Below are 16,900 nucleotides of genomic sequence, written 5' to 3' on the forward strand. Positions count from 1 at the left end.
GATGGACACCCCCGGGTGGCTTTGCCCTGATCACCGATTACAGCCACTACCATTTCTGCAACACCGCAACCACCCGAGGGCTCTGTGAACCCACCACTGACCGCGCACCGGGACACCGGTCCCCCAGACGAATCGTCGACCCGCAGCCGGATCCTCGCCGCGACGGCAGAAGTGCTCGCCCGCAGTGGACAGACGAAGTTGAGCCTGTCCGAGGTCGCGCTGCAAGCCGGGGTTTCCCGGCCCACGCTGTATCGCTGGTTCGCCTCCAAACAGGAGTTGCTCGACGCATTCGGGCGCTACGAGCGCGAGATGTTCGATACCGGCGTCAGCCGGGCGACAGCTGGTCTGCGGGGCACCGAAAAGCTGGATGCGGCACTGCGTTTCATCGTGTCCTATCAACAGTCGTACTCGGGGGTACGGCTGGTGGACATCGAACCCGAGGTGGTCGTCGCCCAGCTGTCACGCATCCTGCCGCTGATGCGCGCACGGCTGGAGAAGCTCCTGACCGGGGCCAACGCCAACCTGAAGGCGGCCACCGCGATCCGCGTCGCGGTGTCGCACTACGTCGTGCGCAGCGACGACGGCGAGCAATTCCTGGCCCAGCTGCGGCACGCCGTCGGCATCCGCCAGCCCGACTGACTGATCGATAGCGAGGTACCCGCGCCGAGATCGACGTGTTGGCGGGTTCCACTCGTACTCCCGCGCCCGAGTGTTCGTTCGGGCGCACGGGTGTCAGCCTTCGGCGGCCAACTGACCGCACGCGGCCGCGATCTCCCGGCCCCGGGTGTCGCGGACCGTGCAGGAGACCCCGCGTTCCCGCACGCGGCGGACGAACTCCCGCTCGACCGGCTTCGGACTGGCATCCCACTCGCTGCCCGGCGTCGGATTCAGCGGAATGAGATTGACGTGCACCAGCGGCCCGAGCGCACCGTGCAGCTTCTTGCCGAGCAGGTCGGCCCGCCAGGGCTGGTCGTTGACGTCGCGGATCAGCGCGTATTCGATCGACACCCGCCGCCCGGTGACATCGGCGTAATAGCGCGCGGCGTCGAGAACCTCGGAAACCGGCCAGCGGTTGTTCACCGGCACCAGCGTGTCGCGCAGCTCGTCGTCGGGGGTATGCAGAGAGACCGCCAGCGTGACGTTGAGCCGCTCGTCGGCGAGCTTGCGGATCGCCGGCGCCAGACCGACCGTCGACACCGTCACCGACCGCGCCGAGATACCGAACCCGTCGGGCGCCGGTGCGGTGATCCGACGCACCGCGGCGAGCACCCGGTTGTAGTTGGCCAGGGGTTCGCCCATACCCATGAACACGATGTTGGACAGCCGCCCCGCCCGTGCCGCCGCCGCGATGCCGTCACCATCGCGGTCGCGCAGTTCGACCGCCGCCGCACGCACCTGCTCGAGGATCTCGGCGGTGGACAGGTTGCGCTTAAGCCCGCCCTGGCCCGTCGCGCAGAAGGGACAGGCCATTCCGCAGCCGGCCTGTGAGGAGATGCACACGGTATTGCGGTCGGCGTATCGCATCAGCACCGATTCGAAGGTCGTGCCGTCCACCGAACGCCACAGCATCTTGCGGGTCTCCCCCGCATCGGTCTCGATCTCGCGCACCGCGGTCAGCAGGGTGGGAAACAGCGCCGCGGCCACCTTCTCCCGCACCCCGGCCGGCAGATCGGTCATCTGGTGCGCGTCGGCGGTGAACCTGCCGAAGTAGTGGTTGGCCAGCTGTTTGGCCCGGAAGGCGGGCAGGCCGAGCTCCGCGACGGCGGCCGCGCGTTCGGTGGCGTCGAGGTCGGCGAGATGCCGCGGCGGCTTGGCCCGGCGCGGGGCGTCGAAAACGAGGGGCAGTGGATCGGGCATGACCTGTCCCAGTATCGCACTGCGTGCGCGGGGCGCTACGCCAGCAGCGTGAGCACGATCCAGGTGGCGACGGCCGACGGCAACATGCCGTCCATGCGATCCATCATTCCGCCGTGGCCCGGCAGCAGGTTGCTCATGTCCTTGATGCCGAGATCGCGTTTGAACTGCGATTCGACCAGATCTCCGAGCGTGCCGGTGATCACCAGCATCACGCCGAGCGCGACCCCGGCCCACCACGGTTTGTCCAGCAGGAAGACGACCGCGAGCACCGCGGCCGTCACCCCGAACAGCAGCGACCCCGCCAGGCCCTCCCACGACTTCTTCGGGCTGATCGCCGGGGCCATCGTGTGCCTGCCGAACAGGACTCCGGCGATGTAGCCGCCGATATCGGAGAACACCACGCCGAGCATCAGGCAGAACACCCGGTTCGCGCCGTCGTCGGGATAGATGAGCAGGGCGCCGAAACTCGCGAACAGCGGTATCCAGGTCAGCAGGTAGACCGCGGCGCTGATGTCGCGGGAGTAGTTCTGCGGGGTGTGGTTGAGGCCCTGGCCGACCAGTCGCCAGATCATGCAGACGACGACGGAGGCTCCGAAGCCGCCCAACGCCCCCGCGGCTCCGAAGGGCCAGGTCAGCCACAGCGTGGCCTGACCACCGACCAGTAGCGGGATCAGCGGCATCCGATAGCCGGCCTCGGTCAGCCGGGAACTCACCTCGAATGTGCTGACCGCCACCGCCGCCGCCACCAGCGCCAGCCACAGGTACGGCGCGAACAGCAGGATGGCGATGAGTCCGCCACCCAGCAGCACGCCCACCCCGATGGCCGCAGGGAGGTTACGGCCGGCACGCGACGGCTTCTTCGTCGGCTCGTCGACCGGTGTGTCTGACACGGGTTCTGCTCGCTGCTGGGCCGCTAGACCTCCAGCAACTCGCCCTCTTTGTGCTTCACCAGCTCGTCGATCTGGCTGGTGTAGGTCTGCGTGGTCTTGTCGAGGTCCTTCTCGGCCCGGCCGACCTCGTCCTCACCGGCCTCGCCGTCCTTCTTGATCCGGGCCAGCTCGTCCATCGCCTTACGACGGATGTTGCGCACCGAGACCTTGGCGTCCTCACCCTTGGACTTGGCCTGCTTGACCAGGTCGCGCCGACGCTCCTCGGTCAGCTGCGGGATCGAGACACGGATGATGTTGCCGTCGTTGGTTGGATTGACGCCGAGGTCGGAGTTGCGGATCGCGTCTTCGATGGTGCGCAGCTGGTTGGCCTCATAGGGCTTGATCACCACCATGCGGGCCTCGGGCACGTTGATGCTCGACAGCTGGGTGATCGGCGTGGACGCCCCGTAGTAGTCCACGCTGATCCGGGAGAACATGCCGGGATTGGCGCGGCCGGTGCGGATCGAGGCCAGGTCGTCGCGCGCGACGGCTACGGCCTTCTCCATCTTCTCCTCGGCATCGAAGAGGGTCTCGTCGATCACTGTTTTTCTCCCACTCAGCTGGTGACCAGTGTTCCGATCTTCTCACCTGCGACCGCGCGGGCGATATTGCCGTCGACGAGCAGGTTGAAGACCAGGATCGGCATTCCGTTGTCCATGCAGAGTGAGAAGGCGGTGGCGTCGGCCACCTTGAGCCCGCGGTCGATCACCTCGCGGTGGCTGATGGCCCGGATCAGCTCGGCGTCGGGTTCGAGACGAGGGTCGGCGGTGTACACCCCGTCGACAGCCTTGGCCATGAGCACCACCTGGGCACCGATCTCCAGTCCGCGCTGGGCGGCGGTGGTGTCGGTGGAGAAGTACGGCAACCCCATCCCGGCGCCGAAGATGACCACGCGGCCCTTCTCCAGGTGACGCACCGCACGCAGCGGAATGTACGGCTCGGCGACCTGCCCCATGGTGATGGCGGTCTGCACGCGGGTGTCGATCCCTTCCTTTTCCAGGAAGTCCTGCAGCGCAAGGCTGTTCATGACGGTGCCGAGCATGCCCATGTAATCGCTGCGGGTGCGCTCCATACCCCGCTGCTGCAGCTGGGCGCCGCGAAAGAAGTTGCCGCCGCCGATGACGACGGCCACCTGGACACCACTGCGGACGACCTCGGCGATCTGGCGCGCCACCAGGTGTACGACGTCGGGATCCAGTCCGACGGCACCGCCGCCGAACATCTCCCCGCCGAGTTTGAGCAGCACCCGCGAATACGCAGGCCGGTGGGCGCCGTCCCCGTTGGTCAGCGTCGGCTCCGACATCGGTTTCCTCGGCCTCCTCGCTGCGACATGCCGCCGGAATCGGTGTCCCTGCGCGGCACACCCATCCTGCCTCATGCCGGGTGCGGAGCGAGGCCGGGGCGGCCGATTCTTCGCGGGTTGACCCGGCGGCCCCGGACCCGCCGCCGCTCAGGCCAGGCGCGCCGAGAGCAGCCAGGCCGGCATCGAGTGGCGGTCCCCACCCTCTTGACGCACACCCGCCCCGGCGAAGGCCTCGACCTCACCGATGCTCGTGGGGAAGTTGGCGTGGATACGCGCCGGCCGGATTTCGTCGATCTGCCAGTACCGGCCGACCACCTCGCGCAATTCGTCGGCGGTGACGGCGTTCACCGGACTTTCGGCCGGCATGTTCGTGGCGTCGAAGACCAGTACGAAATACGACGCTCCGGGCGCGGCCGCCCGCACGATCGACCGTTGATAGCCCTCGCGCAGGTCGACGGGCATGGAGTGGAACAGGGTGCTGTCGACGATGGTGCCGAAGCGGCCGTCGTAGCCGCCGAAGTCGCTGATGTCGGCGACCTCGAAGCTGCAGCTGGTCAGGCCGCGCCGGGCGGCCTCCGCGCGCGCCAGCTCGATACCCGTCGGCGCCAGGTCCAGCCCGACGGTGGTGAAGCCGCGTTCGGCGAGGTAGAACGACGTCGCTGCCTCGCCGCATCCGGCATCGAGCACATCCCCGTGGAACTTCCCCGCGTCGATGAGTGCGGCGATCTCGGGCTGCGGCTCGCCGATGCTCCACGGCGGGCGGGCGCCCGCGAATTCCGGGCCGTCGCCGCGGTATGCCGATTCGAACATCTGCTGGTGGTTGGTCATACCCCTTGATATCAATCTGGTTGATATATGTCAACATACTTGACATGTCTGGGCGCGGCGACGATCGGCCACTGGGATATCTGCTGCACCGGGTGGCGGCCGCCCTGCGTAGCGAGGTCACCGCGACCGCTCTGGAACCGATCGGCCTGACGTTCCCGCAGTACATCTGCATGCGGGTGCTGGCGGCCTCGCCGGGACGCACCAACGCCTCACTCGCCAGGGACGTCAATGTGTCACCGCAGGCGATGAACACGGTGGTGCGCAGCCTGCAGGAACGCGGACTGGTTTCCCGTCCGGCGACCGTCACCGCCGGCCGGTCGCTGCCCGCGGAGCTGACGCGGGCCGGCCGCGACGCGCTCGCCGAGATCGACGCCGGCGTGCGGGCGGCCGAACAGAAGGTGCTGGCCGACCTCACCGCCGAGCAGCGACGGGAGTTCCGGCGCCTGCTGGTTGCCGTCGCCTCGGACTAGAGTCGGCCCCGTGACTTCGTCCGGGCATGTCTACGTCTCGCGGCTGCTCACCGACGCCGCGATGGACCGGCTCGACTCCCTGAACCGTCCGCTGCGTATCGGTGGCGAAAACCCGCCCAGCCGAAGCGAACTGGTGCGCGACATCGCCGGCGCCCAGGCCGCGGTGGTCACCCTCACCGAACGTATCGACGCCGAGGTGTTCGACGCGGCCGGCCAGGCTCTGCAGGTGGTCGCCAACGTCGCGGTCGGCTACGACAACATCGACCTGGTGGCGGCCTCCGCGGCGGGCGTGACCGTCACCAACACTCCGGGCGTGCTCGACAAGGCCACCGCCGACCATACTTTCGCACTCATCCTGGCCGCCGCCCGGCGAGTGGTCGAGGGTGACCGCCTCCTGCGCTCCGGGCGCGAGTGGGTCTGGGGCCCGCGCATGCTGCTCGGCCTGGACGTCAGCGCCGACGCGACCCTGGGCATCATCGGCTACGGCCGGATCGGCCGGGCCGTCGCGCGGCGTGCCCGCGCTTTCGAGATGAGGGTGCTGGCCACCTCGCGCAGTCGAACCGCCGGCGAGCAGGATGGCGTCCGCTTCGTCGACACCGACACTCTGCTCGCCGACAGCGACGTCGTGTGCGTGCTGACTCCCCTCACCGAGCAGACCCACCATCTGATCGACGCTGCGGCGCTGGCCCGGATGAAGCCGACGGCGCTGCTGGTCAACACCGCCCGGGGTGGCGTGGTCGACGAGGCGGCGTTGGTGGACGCGCTGACCGAAGGGCGTATCGGTGGCGCTGCGCTGGATGTGTTCGAGAATGAACCCCATGTGCGTGCCACGCTGCTCGATGCCCCGAACCTCGTTCTCACACCACATATCGCCAGCGCCGGGGTGGCAACCCGCGACGCCATGGGTGTGCTCGCCGTCGACAATGTGGCAGCCGTGCTGAGCGGGCGCCCGGCCCTGACGCCGGTCCGATGAAGATCGTCCTGGCCCCCGATTCCTTCAAGGAGTCGATGAGCGCTGCGCGGGCGATCACGGCCATGCAGCAGGGCGTGGCCGCCGTGCTGCCCGACGCGCAGTGCGTCGGGGTGCCGATGGCCGACGGGGGCGAGGGCACGGTCGACGCGGTCGTCGACGCGCTGGCCGGTGACCACGTCACCGTGGAGGTCTCCGACGCGCTCGGCCGTCCGGTGCCGGCCCGCTACGGGTTCGTCGCCCACCGCCGGCTTGCGGTCATCGAGATGGCTGCGGCCGCCGGCCTGGAACGGATCGCGCCGGGAGAACGGGACATCCTGCGTGCCAGCACCTTCGGAGTCGGTCAGCTGATCCGCGATGCGCTCGACCGGGGCGCGCTCGAGTTCGTGATCGGACTCGGTGGATCGGCGACCAACGACGCCGGCGCCGGCATGCTGACGGCTCTCGGTGGCGTACTGACCGACGTCGCGGGCGCAGCGCTGCCGCCCGGCGGGGCCGCGCTGGCCGGAGTGGACCGCATCGATCTCGACGGCCTCGACCCGCGACTGGCCGGGGTCCGTATCCAGTTGGCCTGTGACGTCACCGCCCCGCTGCTGGGCGCCGGCGGCGCGAGTGCGGTGTTCGGTCCGCAGAAGGGGGCCACACCGGCCGATGTCGAGCTGCTCGAGGCCGCGCTCGCGCACTTCGCCGAGACGGCCGGCGCTGCGCATGCCGAAACGCCGGGTGCCGGAGCCGCCGGCGGACTCGGTTTCGCGCTCCTCGAATTCCTCGGTGCCACCGCACGTCCCGGTGTCGAGCTGGTCGCCGAGACGGTCGGCCTGGAGCAGGCACTGCAGCATGCGCAGTGGGTGTTCACCGGCGAAGGCGGTGTCGACGCACAGACCCTGATGGGTAAGACGCCTTACGGGGTTGCCCGGGTCGCCGCCCGTGCCGGAGCCCGGGTGGCGATCTTCGCCGGCCGCGTGGCGCCCGATGCCGCGGTCCTGCTGGACCACGGCGTCGACGAGATCATCGGCATCACCGCCGAAGGCACCCCGCTGGAGCAGGCGCTCCGCGACGGCCCGGCCGCACTGGCGCGGGCCGCCGCGGATTTCGCGCGTCGCCGATTGGCCTGAGCGGTCAGGATTCCCGGGCGACGTCGGCGACCGGCAGACCCGCGTGGTGGGCGTGGCAGGCCTTGGGCGGTGACGGTGGCAGATCCAGCGCGGGGTTCCCGTCGAAGAATCCGACCGGTTTGAGATGGAATCCGGTGTAGGCGCAGGGCATCACCGGCCAATCCTCGGGTCGCACCACGTGGTGGGCGCCGACCGTGTACCACAGCACCACGTCGGTGTCCTCCAGCGGCGCATCATCGGCGATGAACTCCGGCAGCCCCTGCATGTCGGCCGACTGGTACATGTAGTCCCCCGCGGCGAACTTCTCCTCGGGCTCGTATCGGGTGACCCACAGATTGTGCTGCACGAACCGGGCCCGGTCGTAGATGTAGGACCCTTCCTGCACCATCACCGGGACCACGTCCTTCGGCGTCAGTTTGTAGCCCACGGCACTGCCTAGTTCGTTGACCTTCGACGGGTTGGTGATCTTCCAGTACCGTCCGGTCTGCCAGTTCCAGTCGCGGGCCCCGTCGGACTCGGAGGCGACCAGCGTGTCCCGGGTGATCCAGGCATTGTGGTGGGGATTGAGTTCCGGATCCGGCTCGGGGATGGAATCCACCTCGTAGACACTGTTTCCCGGCCCGTCGATGGACATGTCGAGCCGGAAATTGAAGAAGTGTTGGTGGTTCGGTCCGTAGATGCCGGGCGCGACCATCTTGCCCCAGCGCGGTGACTCCCCCTCGGGCACCGCTCCGGTGGTGAGCACACCCGAGAGCTTGACCTCGACCTCGATCGAGGCGTCGTTGTAGAAGTACCAGAAGAATCCGTATTCGTAATTGCCGACGGTGCAGATCATCGAGATGACCAGCCGCCGCGATCTCCGCACCTCGACCTCACCGGTGCGGAAGTCGGTGTGCTTCCAGGAGATGCCGTAATCCTCCTCGTGCATGCAGATGGCGTTGGGAATGGTGACCGCGTTCCCGCTGGAGTCGTTGACCGTCCCGTCGAAATAGTGGATCTCACCGAGACAGTCGCAGCCCAGCGTCAATGGATTGGCCGAGAAGCCCATCCCGACCTCGCCCATGTCGAAGACGTTCTTGTTCCAGTGCGTCGGCGACGTGTCGCCGTAGGGCACCACCATCTCCGAGAGTGAGCCGCGGTAGAGGATCGGCCGGGTCTGCCCACGGTCGGTATAGCTGACCTCGTGCAGCGTGATGCCCTCGCGGGGGTTGAAACCGATTCGCAGCGACCACTTCTGCCACTGCACCCGCCACCCGTCGACGGTGAAGCTGGGGCCGTCCGGCTGGGTGATCTCGATGGGCTTGACGTCATCGCGGAACTGGGTGAACGCCGGACGGTTGTTGGCGTCGAACATGAACTGCTCGCTGTAGTTGCCGGCGGTCGGCGGGAGCGGCACCACCCCGTGATCCTCGATGTCGAGCACTTCCATCGCATCCAGATCGAAGGTGACGATCAGCCCCTCGACCGGGCGCGCGTAGCCGTGCTCGGACGGCGCGGCCCGCATGAACGTCAGCGGCCGGCAGATCAGGGCCGAGTTGTCGTAGTGGTCCTGGCCGCCGTAATAGCCCGCAGGCCAGGGATCGATCATCGCCAGCGAGAAATCGGTGACACCGCGTTTGCGCATCGCCTCCTGCCAGCGCGGATCCTGCCTGACCTTCTCCTCCACACCGGTCATGTGCTCGACGAGATAGGACGGGAACCGCCCCGGTACCGACTTCCACTCGTCGATCACCCGCGCATTCAGGTCCACGACCGCCTCGTAGACCAGCTTGGCCGCGGCGTCGTACATCGACGCGAACGCCCGGCGGGGCGGTTCGGTCCCGGGAGCGTAGGTGAGCTCGGCCGGTTTGGCCGGCTCGGCGAGCTGGATCATCACGAACTTCAATGTCGGTGTGGCGTATTCGGATCCGGTGATGATCGCCGCGGCCGACTCGATCTCGGCGCCGCTCAGCGGATCCAGCGGATACCGGGCACTGTGTACGGCCCCGGTCGAGGCAACCGTGTCCTCCAACGTCATGTGGTCTTCTCCGATTCTTTGGTGAGGTCGAACACCGCCAGGTGGGCCAGCGAGTCCGCTTGACTGGTCTTGTGCGCCGACCGGCGGCCGAAGACGTAGACCACCAGGCCGAGGGCGAACATGCCGAGGCTGATGCTGCCGACCCACGTCATCCACTCGCCGTCGCCGACGCCACTGCTCGCGAGCCACGACTTCGCGAACGAGTAGTAGATTCCGCCGATGGTGCCGAGCGTGCCGACGACCACGGTGATCCAGACGCCGACCATCCCGCCGGGGATGCGCCAGAACGTCTCGTTGGCGTAGCGGTCCGCATACTTCTTGCGCGCGACGACCACCGGGATCAGGAAGAAGAATCCCGACAGCAGCCACACCGTCGACAGACCGCCCTGCAGGAAGATCGTCGTGTTCACCAGGCTGCTCTGTGAGTACAGCCCGATGATCAGCAGCGAGGAGAGCACGCCCTGGATCAGGATGGCGCTGACCGGGTTACGCGTCCGCGGGTTCAGGTGAGTGAAGATGCGCGGCAGGTGCCGCTCCAGGCCTGACACGAAGATGAGACGCGAGTAGGCGACCTGGTAGGTCATCAACGCCACCACGATGATCAGCGCGAGCACGATCGCGCAGATCTCCATCAGGCCGGGGAAGCCCGCGACGTCGAGCATCCCGATGACGCCCGTCACCGCGTCGATTTCGTCGGTGGGCAGTGCCATCATGGTGCCCAGCGTGGTGAGCAGGTAGATCGCCACCAGCGCCGTCGAGCCCCAGAGGATCATCCGCGGGCCGCTCCTGCGGACGGACAGGAACTCCGCACCCATGTTGTACGGGGTCTCGACGCCGAGCAGGTAGAGCAACACGGTGCCGTAGAGGAAGCCCGCCACCGCGAAGTTGGGGATCACGGCGTCGTGCCAGTTGAACGGGGTCGCCGAGCCGTTCTTCGCCGCGAACAGCGCGCCGCAGACGAAGATCGTCAGCGCGAGCACGCCGAACACCACGAAGACGACGTTCATGATGCGTTGATTGGCAGCGAGTTTGGCGAGCGCCAGGCCGATGACCACCCACATGATGACCAGCTGCAGGATTACGCTCGTCATCACGCCCAGCTCGGCGTGGAACGCCAACAAGAGGAACGAGAGCACCACCGCCGGCGACGACGCCGCGTTGAGAATCACCGGCACCCACGACAGGTAGCCGCCGATGAAGCCCCACGTCTCCCCCATGGTCCGGGTGGCCCAGATGTACACGCCGCCCTGGCCGGGCCACAGGTTGCCCAGTTCCACGACGGCCATGCCGGCGGGAATCAGGAACGTGAGGATGCCGAGGATCCACATGGGGATGGCGGTCCAGCCCCCGGTGGCCATGACCGACGAGCCGGTGATCCAGCAGATGATGAACACGTAGGCGGCGGTCAGGCCGAACGTGCTCATCACCTTGGGCAGGATCTGCTCGGGGACCAGCTCGGTGGTCATCAGCGCGTCGCGGTCGGCGGTGCTGCCAACCGGGCCGGGTTTGGCAGGTCCCGGCGCCTCCAGTTCTGCGGTCATACGATCTGTCCGTCCTTCATCCGTACGACACGGCTCGCTTCGTCGGCCACCGTGGGGTCATGGGTGCTGGCGACCACGGTGACGCCGAGCGTCGAGCACAGGTCGCGCAGCATGCGCACCACCGTCTCCCCCGTGCGGTGGTCGAGGTTCGCCGTGGGTTCATCGGCGAGCACCAGTGTCGGGTTGCTGATCAGCGACCGGGCGATCGCGGTGCGCTGCTGCTCACCGCCCGACATCTTGGTGGGCTGATGGTTGATGCGATGACCGAGGCCGACGAGTTCCAGCAGCTCGGTGGCCCGCCGACGCAATGCCTTCCGGTCATACGGCTCGAACATCAACGGCAGTTCGACGTTCTCCACCGCGGACAGGAACGGGATGAGGTTGTAGCTCTGGAAGATGAAGCCGATGGTGTCGTGACGGAGCGCCGCGAACTGGCTCTCGGTGATCTTGCCGGTGTCCTGACCGGCAACCTTCACGGTGCCCTTGGTCGGCCGGTCCAGTCCGCCCATGATGTTCAGCAGCGTCGACTTCCCGCTGCCGCTGGGGCCCATCAGGCAGACGAATTCGCCCGGCATCACCTGCAGTTCGACGGCGACGAGGGCCTTGACCACCTCATCGCCGAGTTTGTGCAGTTTCCACACGTCGGAGATCTCGATGACCGGCGCCGACGCGCCCGCGGTCGGATCCTGCTCGGACGCCGTGACGTCCCTGGTGTCGTCGAGTGCGGTCACGATCTAGCCTCCTGCCGAGAGGGAATGAATCGGTGGGCGCGACGCCGCGTTCCACGTCGGGATGATGCTGGTGGCCAACGCCGCCACGATGCTGATGACGACGGCGATCCCGGACCCGAGCAGCACGCCGGAGACCGCCACGCCGGCCGGCGCCAGCCCAGTCACGCCGACGATCCACCCGCACAGCGCGGCCAGCGCGACACCGACGATCGCACCGAGAACGGCTGCCACCACCGGTTCGACCAGCAGGGCGACGACCACGGGTGCGCGCGGGATCCCGTTGGCGCCCAGCACTCCGAGTTCACGCGTGCGGTGGGCGACGGTCCGGGTGGTCGCGACCGCGACCTCGACGACGCCGACCAGCAGCACGGTGACGGCGATCAGGACGACGGCGCGGCCGATCTCGTCGGCGTGCCCGAGCGTCGCCGACTGTGCGGCGATGCCTGCGGACATGCCGAACACGATGACGACCAGGAAGGCGCCGGTCGCGGTCGTCACGATGGGAAGCACCATCTCACCGACCCTGCGGCGCGCCGCGAGCCACCCGTAGGCGAGGCCTTTCGAGATCATCGGATGTGCCTCCTCTTCGCGCAAGCGTTCATCGGTCCCCCAACAGGTCGACCGGGCGCTGTTGCAGCAGCCGGTGCACGGGTACCAGCGCGCCGACGATCGCCATGGCGGGCAGGAAAGCCGCCACCATCGCCGCGGCCTGCAGCCACGCCGTCGGCGTCGCGATACTCGGAATGGTCAGTGCAACAGCGGCGCCCGCGCCGACGACGCCGACGAGGTAGGCGACGACGAAGACGATGCCGGATTCGACGAGGAAGAAGTAGAGGACCTCGTCGGCCAGCCCGATGCTCGACATGATGCCGAATTCACGCTTGCGCTCGGCTACCGCGGCCAGGAAGGACGACAGTGCGATCACGAAGCCGAGGACCAGACCGATGATCGAGATGAGGCCGAGGGTGCTGCTGGTGACCTTGCCGGAGAACAGCGCGGAATAGTTCTGGTCGAAGGTGAGCGGGCCGGAGCCACCGACGAGGTCGTAAACGAGCCCGCGCCCGGCCGGGTCTGGGACGACCGATGGGTCGTAGGTGGCGGGAAGGTCCGAGGCTGCACCGACGGTGGCTCCGAGGTCACGTCGCTTCTCCTGCCCGGCCGGGGCCCAGACCGTGTACCACCCGCGGTCCCCGACGATCGTCGACGCCAGCGTGCTCGGCACCCAGACGCTCTGCCCGGAGCCCTCGACCGCGGCCGTCAGGTTCTCACCGCCCACGGTCACCGTGTCACCGCTGGAGACGCCCACGCGCTCGGCGACCGCGGTCCCGAAACGCGCTTGGCCCGAAGGGATCTCGTCGATGCCGCGAAGCGAGACGGCAGTCCCCGCGATCTGCGTGACACCGGAGAGGGTGCGCTCGGCGCGCCAGCCGTCGGGAACGACGACGGCCGGGGCCGCGCCCCCGGCGACGAGCGCCTGCACGTCGGCGTCGTACTGCACGCCGGCCGCGGGGATTGCCCACACCTGGGCGTCGCCCAGCACGTCGGTGACGGCGTCGGCGCCGGTGATCGCGAAGCTCGAGGAGATGGTGCGGACGATCGTGACACACGCGATGGCCAAGGCGATGCCGAGCACCGACAGTACGAACCGCTCGGGGCGGCGGCGGATGTTGGCCAGCGCGAACCGGACCAGGCACCCGAAGGTGTTGCCCGATGCGGGAGCGATGACCGCGGTGGTCTCCACAAACAGCGATGGTGGGTTCGGGTTGTTTCACCCAGCGCCACCGGCGGTGTCCGGCCGGTTAACTCGCCATAGGGCGAGTTACGTCATTGTGTCGCCACGGCTTCGGATTTCGTCGTCACCTGATGGTGGGCCACGGCCGGGCTTCCTCCAATTCGTAGGCCAGGCCCAGAAGCCGAGCTTCCTGACCGGCCGTCGAGGCGAACATCATGCCGATCGGCAGCCCGTCGGCCGACATGCCCAGGGGCAGCGAGATCGCCGGGTCGCCGGTGGCGTTCTGCAGCGGGGTGAAGGCCACCCAGTCGATCAGCCGCGCGATGATCTGCTCGTAGTCGGCACTCGGGTCCAGATGGCCGATACGCGGTGGCACATCGGCCAACGTCGGCATCAACACCACGTCGTAGTCGGCCGAGAGGCCCTGGGTGATCCGGCGGGTGCGCGCCAACCGGGAGATGGCCAGCGGCAGCCGGTGCAGATTGCGCCCGGCGAAGCGCTCCAGGCCCAGGGTCAGGTTGTCCAGCCGGGTGCGGTCGAAGGTCGGGCCGAACGACCGCCGCCCGCCGCGCACCAGAGCGAACGCCAGAAAGGACCAGTAGAGCAGGAAGTCGTCCATGAACCGGGTGGGGATCGGGTTGCCGATCTGGGTGACGCGGTGCCCCAGTTCCTCGAGAAGCGCCGCGGTCTTGAGGGTCTGCTCGCGCACCTGCGGGGCCGCCTCGCGGGCGATCGACTCGGTGCACACGGCGATCCGCAGCCGCGCCGGGGCGGGGCCGGTGACGTCGCCGACCGGCGGCAGCTTGGGGTTGCGCTGCACGCGTTCCATTTCGCGGTAGAACGCCGCGGTGTCGCGGACGGAGCGGGTCAGGACGCCGTTGGCGACGATGCGCAGTGGCATCTGCCGCATCTCGCGGTCGAGCGGGAGCCGTCCGCGCGAGGGTTTCAACCCGACGAGGCCGTTACACGAGGCGGGGATGCGGATCGAGCCGCCGCCGTCGTTGGCATGGGCGATCGGCACCACGCCCGCGGCCACGAACGCGCCCGACCCCGACGAGGAGGCCCCTGCGGTGTGCTCGGTGTTCCACGGGTTGCGGACGGGCCCGAGACGCGGATGTTCGGCCGAAGCCGAGAAGCCGAACTCCGACAGCCGCGTCTTGCCCAGCGGAACCAGCCCGGTGGCCAGATAGTCGCGGGCGAAGTCACCGTTGACGGCGGCCGGATGCGGATCCCATGCGTCGGTGCCGTTCATCGTCGGCATGTCCCCGACGGCGACGTTGTCCTTGACGAAGGTCGGAACGCCATCGAAGTAGCCCCCATAGGGTCGGGGAGCATCCGCCCGCGCCCGGGCCCGGTCGTACGCCTCGTAGGCCAGGCCGTTGAGCGCCGGGTTGACCGCCTCAACGCGGGCGATGGCCGCCTCGACCACTTCCTCGCGCGAGACCTTTCCACGCCGGAGAGCCTCGACGATGCCGACGGCGTCCAGCGTGCCGAGCGCGTCGTCACCGAACGCGTTGATCCGTTCCACGATGCCGACGGTACCAAGCCGTACCGCAGGATCCTCCACACCCGTGCGAAAGGCCCCCGGAACCGCGGTTCCGGGGGCCTTTTTGCGATCGGTCAGGCGGTCAGGCCTGGCCGACCTCGAAGCGCACGAAGCGGGTGACGGTGACGCCGGCCTCGTCGAGCAGCGCCTTGACCGACTTCTTGCTGTCGGACACCGACGGCTGATCCAGCAGCACGACGTCCTTGTAGAAACCGGTCACGCGGCCCTCGACGATCTTGGGCATGGCCTGCTCGGGCTTGCCCTCGTTGCGGGCGGTCTCCTCGGCGATGCGACGCTCGTTGGCGACGAGATCCTCCGGCACGTCCTCACGGGTGAGGTACTTGGCCTTCAGCGCGGCGATCTGGAGGGCGACGGCGTGGGCAGCGCCCTGGTCGTCACCCTCGTACTCGACCAGCACACCCACGGCCGGCGGCAGATCCGCGGCGCGCTTGTGCAGGTAGGTCTCGACCTTGCCGTCGAAGTACGCCGCGCGGCGCAGTTCGAGCTTCTCGCCGATCTTGGCGCTCAGGTCGGCGATGACCTGCTCGACGGTAGGGGTCGCCTGACCGCCAGAAATGTGAGCGGCCTTGAGGGCGTCGACGTCGCTCGCCTTGGCCTCGGCGGCCGCAGCCACGATCTGGTCGGCCACGGCCTGGAACTCGGCGTTCTTCGCAACGAAGTCGGTCTCCGAGTTGAGCTCGATGAGCGCGCCGTTCTTCGCGGCCACCAGGCCCTCGGCGGTCGCACGCTCGGCGCGTTTGCCGACATCCTTGGCACCCTTGATGCGCAGCAGCTCGATGGCCTTGTCGAAGTCGCCTCCGGCCTCGACGAGCGCGTTCTTGCTGTCCATCATTCCGGCGCCGGTCAGCTCCCGAAGCCGCTTGACGTCGGCAGCGGTGTAGTTCGCCATAAATACTCCCTAGGGGTTCTGCGGAGCGGTGGGTTCGGTCTGGATCTCCGCCTCCGGCGTGCCGGGGGCGGCGCCGTCGGCGGTCGGCGAGGCCGTGGCCGTCGCACCAGCGAGCAGCTCCTGCTCCCACTCGGCGAGCGGCTCGGCGGCCGTCGAGTCCGACGCCTCGGACTTGCCTGCGCCGGAGCGGGCCTGCAGGCCCTCGGCGACGGCGGCGGCGACGACCTTGGTCAGCAGTGCGGCCGACCGGATGGCGTCGTCGTTGCCCGGGATCGGGTAGTCGACGAGGTCGGGGTCGCAGTTGGTGTCCAGGATCGCGATGACCGGGATGTTGAGCTTGCGGGCCTCGGCAACCGCGAGGTGCTCCTTGTTGGTGTCGACGACCCAGATGGCCGAGGGCACCTTCGCCATGTCCCGGATACCGCCCAGGCTGCGCTCGAGCTTGTTCTTCTCGCGGGTCAGCATCAGGATTTCTTTCTTGGTGCGACCCTCGAAGCCACCGGTCTGCTCCATCGCCTCGAGTTCCTTGAGGCGCTGGAGACGCTTGTGCACGGTGGAGAAGTTGGTGAGCATGCCGCCCAGCCAGCGCTGGTTGACATAGGGCATGCCGACGCGGGTGGACTCCTCGGCGATCGACTCCTGAGCCTGCTTCTTGGTGCCGACGAACAGGATGGTGCCGCCGTGAGCGACCGTCTCCTTGACGAATTCGTAGGCCTTGTCGATGTAGGTCAGCGTCTGCTGCAGATCGATGATGTAGATACCGTTGCGGTCGGTGAAGATGAACCGCTTCATCTTGGGGTTCCAGCGTCGGGTCTGATGCCCGAAGTGAGTGCCGCTGTCGAGCAGCTGCTTCATGGTCACAACAGCCATGCTTGTGCCTTACCTATGTGTCGGTTGATGCCCGGCGTCGGGTGATGCCAGGCCCTGGTGACTGCGGGGTGCCGGACCCGC

Annotated in this window: 17 protein-coding genes; 4 read left to right on the plus strand and 13 right to left on the minus strand. The window is 68.1% G+C overall.

What is annotated here, in order from left to right; translation table 11 throughout:
* Positions 1 to 84: 84 nt before the first annotated feature.
* Positions 85 to 639 (plus strand): TetR/AcrR family transcriptional regulator, encoded by a 555-nt coding sequence (locus ACN27E_RS08810; RefSeq protein WP_422748309.1) that lies wholly within the window; start codon positions 85 to 87, stop codon positions 637 to 639.
* A 93-nt stretch (positions 640 to 732) separates the two neighbouring features.
* Here ACN27E_RS08810 and rlmN read toward each other — a convergent pair whose 3' ends face one another.
* The 5 genes from rlmN to ACN27E_RS08835 all read right to left on the minus strand — a co-directional run bounded on the left by rlmN (position 733) and on the right by ACN27E_RS08835 (position 4,917).
* Entirely contained in the window at positions 733 to 1,857 is a 1,125-nt protein-coding gene (rlmN, locus tag ACN27E_RS08815) for a 23S rRNA (adenine(2503)-C(2))-methyltransferase RlmN (protein ID WP_422748310.1), read from the minus strand.
* A gap of 35 nt (positions 1,858 to 1,892) precedes the next feature.
* Positions 1,893 to 2,747, minus strand: a complete 855-nt coding sequence (locus tag ACN27E_RS08820) for a phosphatidate cytidylyltransferase (protein ID WP_422748312.1) — start codon at positions 2,745 to 2,747, stop codon at positions 1,893 to 1,895.
* A 23-nt stretch (positions 2,748 to 2,770) separates the two neighbouring features.
* Positions 2,771 to 3,328, minus strand: coding sequence for a ribosome recycling factor (frr, locus tag ACN27E_RS08825; protein ID WP_422748313.1), 558 nt, complete (start codon positions 3,326 to 3,328; stop codon positions 2,771 to 2,773).
* A 14-nt stretch (positions 3,329 to 3,342) separates the two neighbouring features.
* Positions 3,343 to 4,089: a UMP kinase gene (gene pyrH / locus ACN27E_RS08830; RefSeq protein ID WP_422748315.1), complete on the minus strand. Its 747-nt coding sequence runs from the start codon at positions 4,087 to 4,089 to the stop codon at positions 3,343 to 3,345.
* Between the two features lie 147 nt (positions 4,090 to 4,236).
* Positions 4,237 to 4,917 (minus strand): class I SAM-dependent methyltransferase, encoded by a 681-nt coding sequence (locus tag ACN27E_RS08835; protein WP_422748317.1) that lies wholly within the window; start codon positions 4,915 to 4,917, stop codon positions 4,237 to 4,239.
* A gap of 44 nt (positions 4,918 to 4,961) precedes the next feature.
* Between ACN27E_RS08835 and ACN27E_RS08840 the strand changes: the two genes are divergently transcribed.
* Genes ACN27E_RS08840 through ACN27E_RS08850 form a run of 3 tightly spaced genes read left to right on the plus strand, consistent with a single transcriptional unit; the run spans position 4,962 to position 7,472 of the window.
* Complete coding sequence (locus ACN27E_RS08840; protein WP_422748319.1) at positions 4,962 to 5,387, plus strand: MarR family winged helix-turn-helix transcriptional regulator; 426 nt, start codon at positions 4,962 to 4,964, stop codon at positions 5,385 to 5,387.
* Between the two features lie 10 nt (positions 5,388 to 5,397).
* On the plus strand, positions 5,398 to 6,360 hold the full coding sequence (locus ACN27E_RS08845; protein WP_422748321.1) for a 2-hydroxyacid dehydrogenase: 963 nt from the start codon (positions 5,398 to 5,400) through the stop codon (positions 6,358 to 6,360).
* Positions 6,357 to 7,472, plus strand: a complete 1,116-nt coding sequence (locus ACN27E_RS08850) for a glycerate kinase (RefSeq protein WP_422748323.1) — start codon at positions 6,357 to 6,359, stop codon at positions 7,470 to 7,472. Before ACN27E_RS08845 ends, ACN27E_RS08850 begins: the two co-directional genes overlap by 4 nt.
* A gap of 4 nt (positions 7,473 to 7,476) precedes the next feature.
* Here the strand turns inward: ACN27E_RS08850 and ACN27E_RS08855 are convergent, their stop codons facing one another.
* The 8 genes from ACN27E_RS08855 to rpsB form a co-directional block, all read right to left on the minus strand.
* Positions 7,477 to 9,489 carry a primary-amine oxidase gene (locus tag ACN27E_RS08855; protein ID WP_422748325.1) on the minus strand — a complete coding sequence of 671 codons (2,013 nt, stop codon included), beginning with the start codon at positions 9,487 to 9,489 and terminating at the stop codon, positions 7,477 to 7,479.
* The gene (locus ACN27E_RS08860; protein WP_422748326.1) at positions 9,486 to 11,030 is read right to left on the minus strand and encodes an APC family permease; all 1,545 of its coding nucleotides are present in this window, start codon (positions 11,028 to 11,030) and stop codon (positions 9,486 to 9,488) included. Before ACN27E_RS08860 ends, ACN27E_RS08855 begins: the two co-directional genes overlap by 4 nt.
* Positions 11,027 to 11,761 carry an ABC transporter ATP-binding protein gene (locus ACN27E_RS08865; RefSeq protein WP_422748328.1) on the minus strand — a complete coding sequence of 245 codons (735 nt, stop codon included), beginning with the start codon at positions 11,759 to 11,761 and terminating at the stop codon, positions 11,027 to 11,029. The genes ACN27E_RS08860 and ACN27E_RS08865 overlap by 4 nt, the downstream gene beginning before the upstream one ends.
* Before the next feature lie 3 nt (positions 11,762 to 11,764).
* Complete coding sequence (locus ACN27E_RS08870) at positions 11,765 to 12,331, minus strand: ABC transporter permease (protein WP_422748330.1); 567 nt, start codon at positions 12,329 to 12,331, stop codon at positions 11,765 to 11,767.
* A gap of 28 nt (positions 12,332 to 12,359) precedes the next feature.
* Complete coding sequence (locus tag ACN27E_RS08875) at positions 12,360 to 13,502, minus strand: FtsX-like permease family protein (RefSeq protein ID WP_422748332.1); 1,143 nt, start codon at positions 13,500 to 13,502, stop codon at positions 12,360 to 12,362.
* A 115-nt stretch (positions 13,503 to 13,617) separates the two neighbouring features.
* The gene (locus ACN27E_RS08880; protein ID WP_422748333.1) at positions 13,618 to 15,021 is read right to left on the minus strand and encodes an amidase; all 1,404 of its coding nucleotides are present in this window, start codon (positions 15,019 to 15,021) and stop codon (positions 13,618 to 13,620) included.
* A gap of 100 nt (positions 15,022 to 15,121) precedes the next feature.
* A complete protein-coding gene (gene tsf / locus ACN27E_RS08885; RefSeq protein WP_422748335.1) occupies positions 15,122 to 15,949 on the minus strand; it encodes a translation elongation factor Ts in 828 nt (275 codons plus the stop codon).
* 9 nt (positions 15,950 to 15,958) lie between these two features.
* On the minus strand, positions 15,959 to 16,819 hold the full coding sequence (gene rpsB, locus ACN27E_RS08890) for a 30S ribosomal protein S2 (RefSeq protein WP_422748337.1): 861 nt from the start codon (positions 16,817 to 16,819) through the stop codon (positions 15,959 to 15,961).
* Positions 16,820 to 16,900: the final 81 nt, after the last annotated feature.

It is taken from the genome of Mycobacterium sp. WMMD1722 (genome assembly GCF_049315205.1).
Taxonomy (GTDB): domain Bacteria; phylum Actinomycetota; class Actinomycetes; order Mycobacteriales; family Mycobacteriaceae; genus Mycobacterium.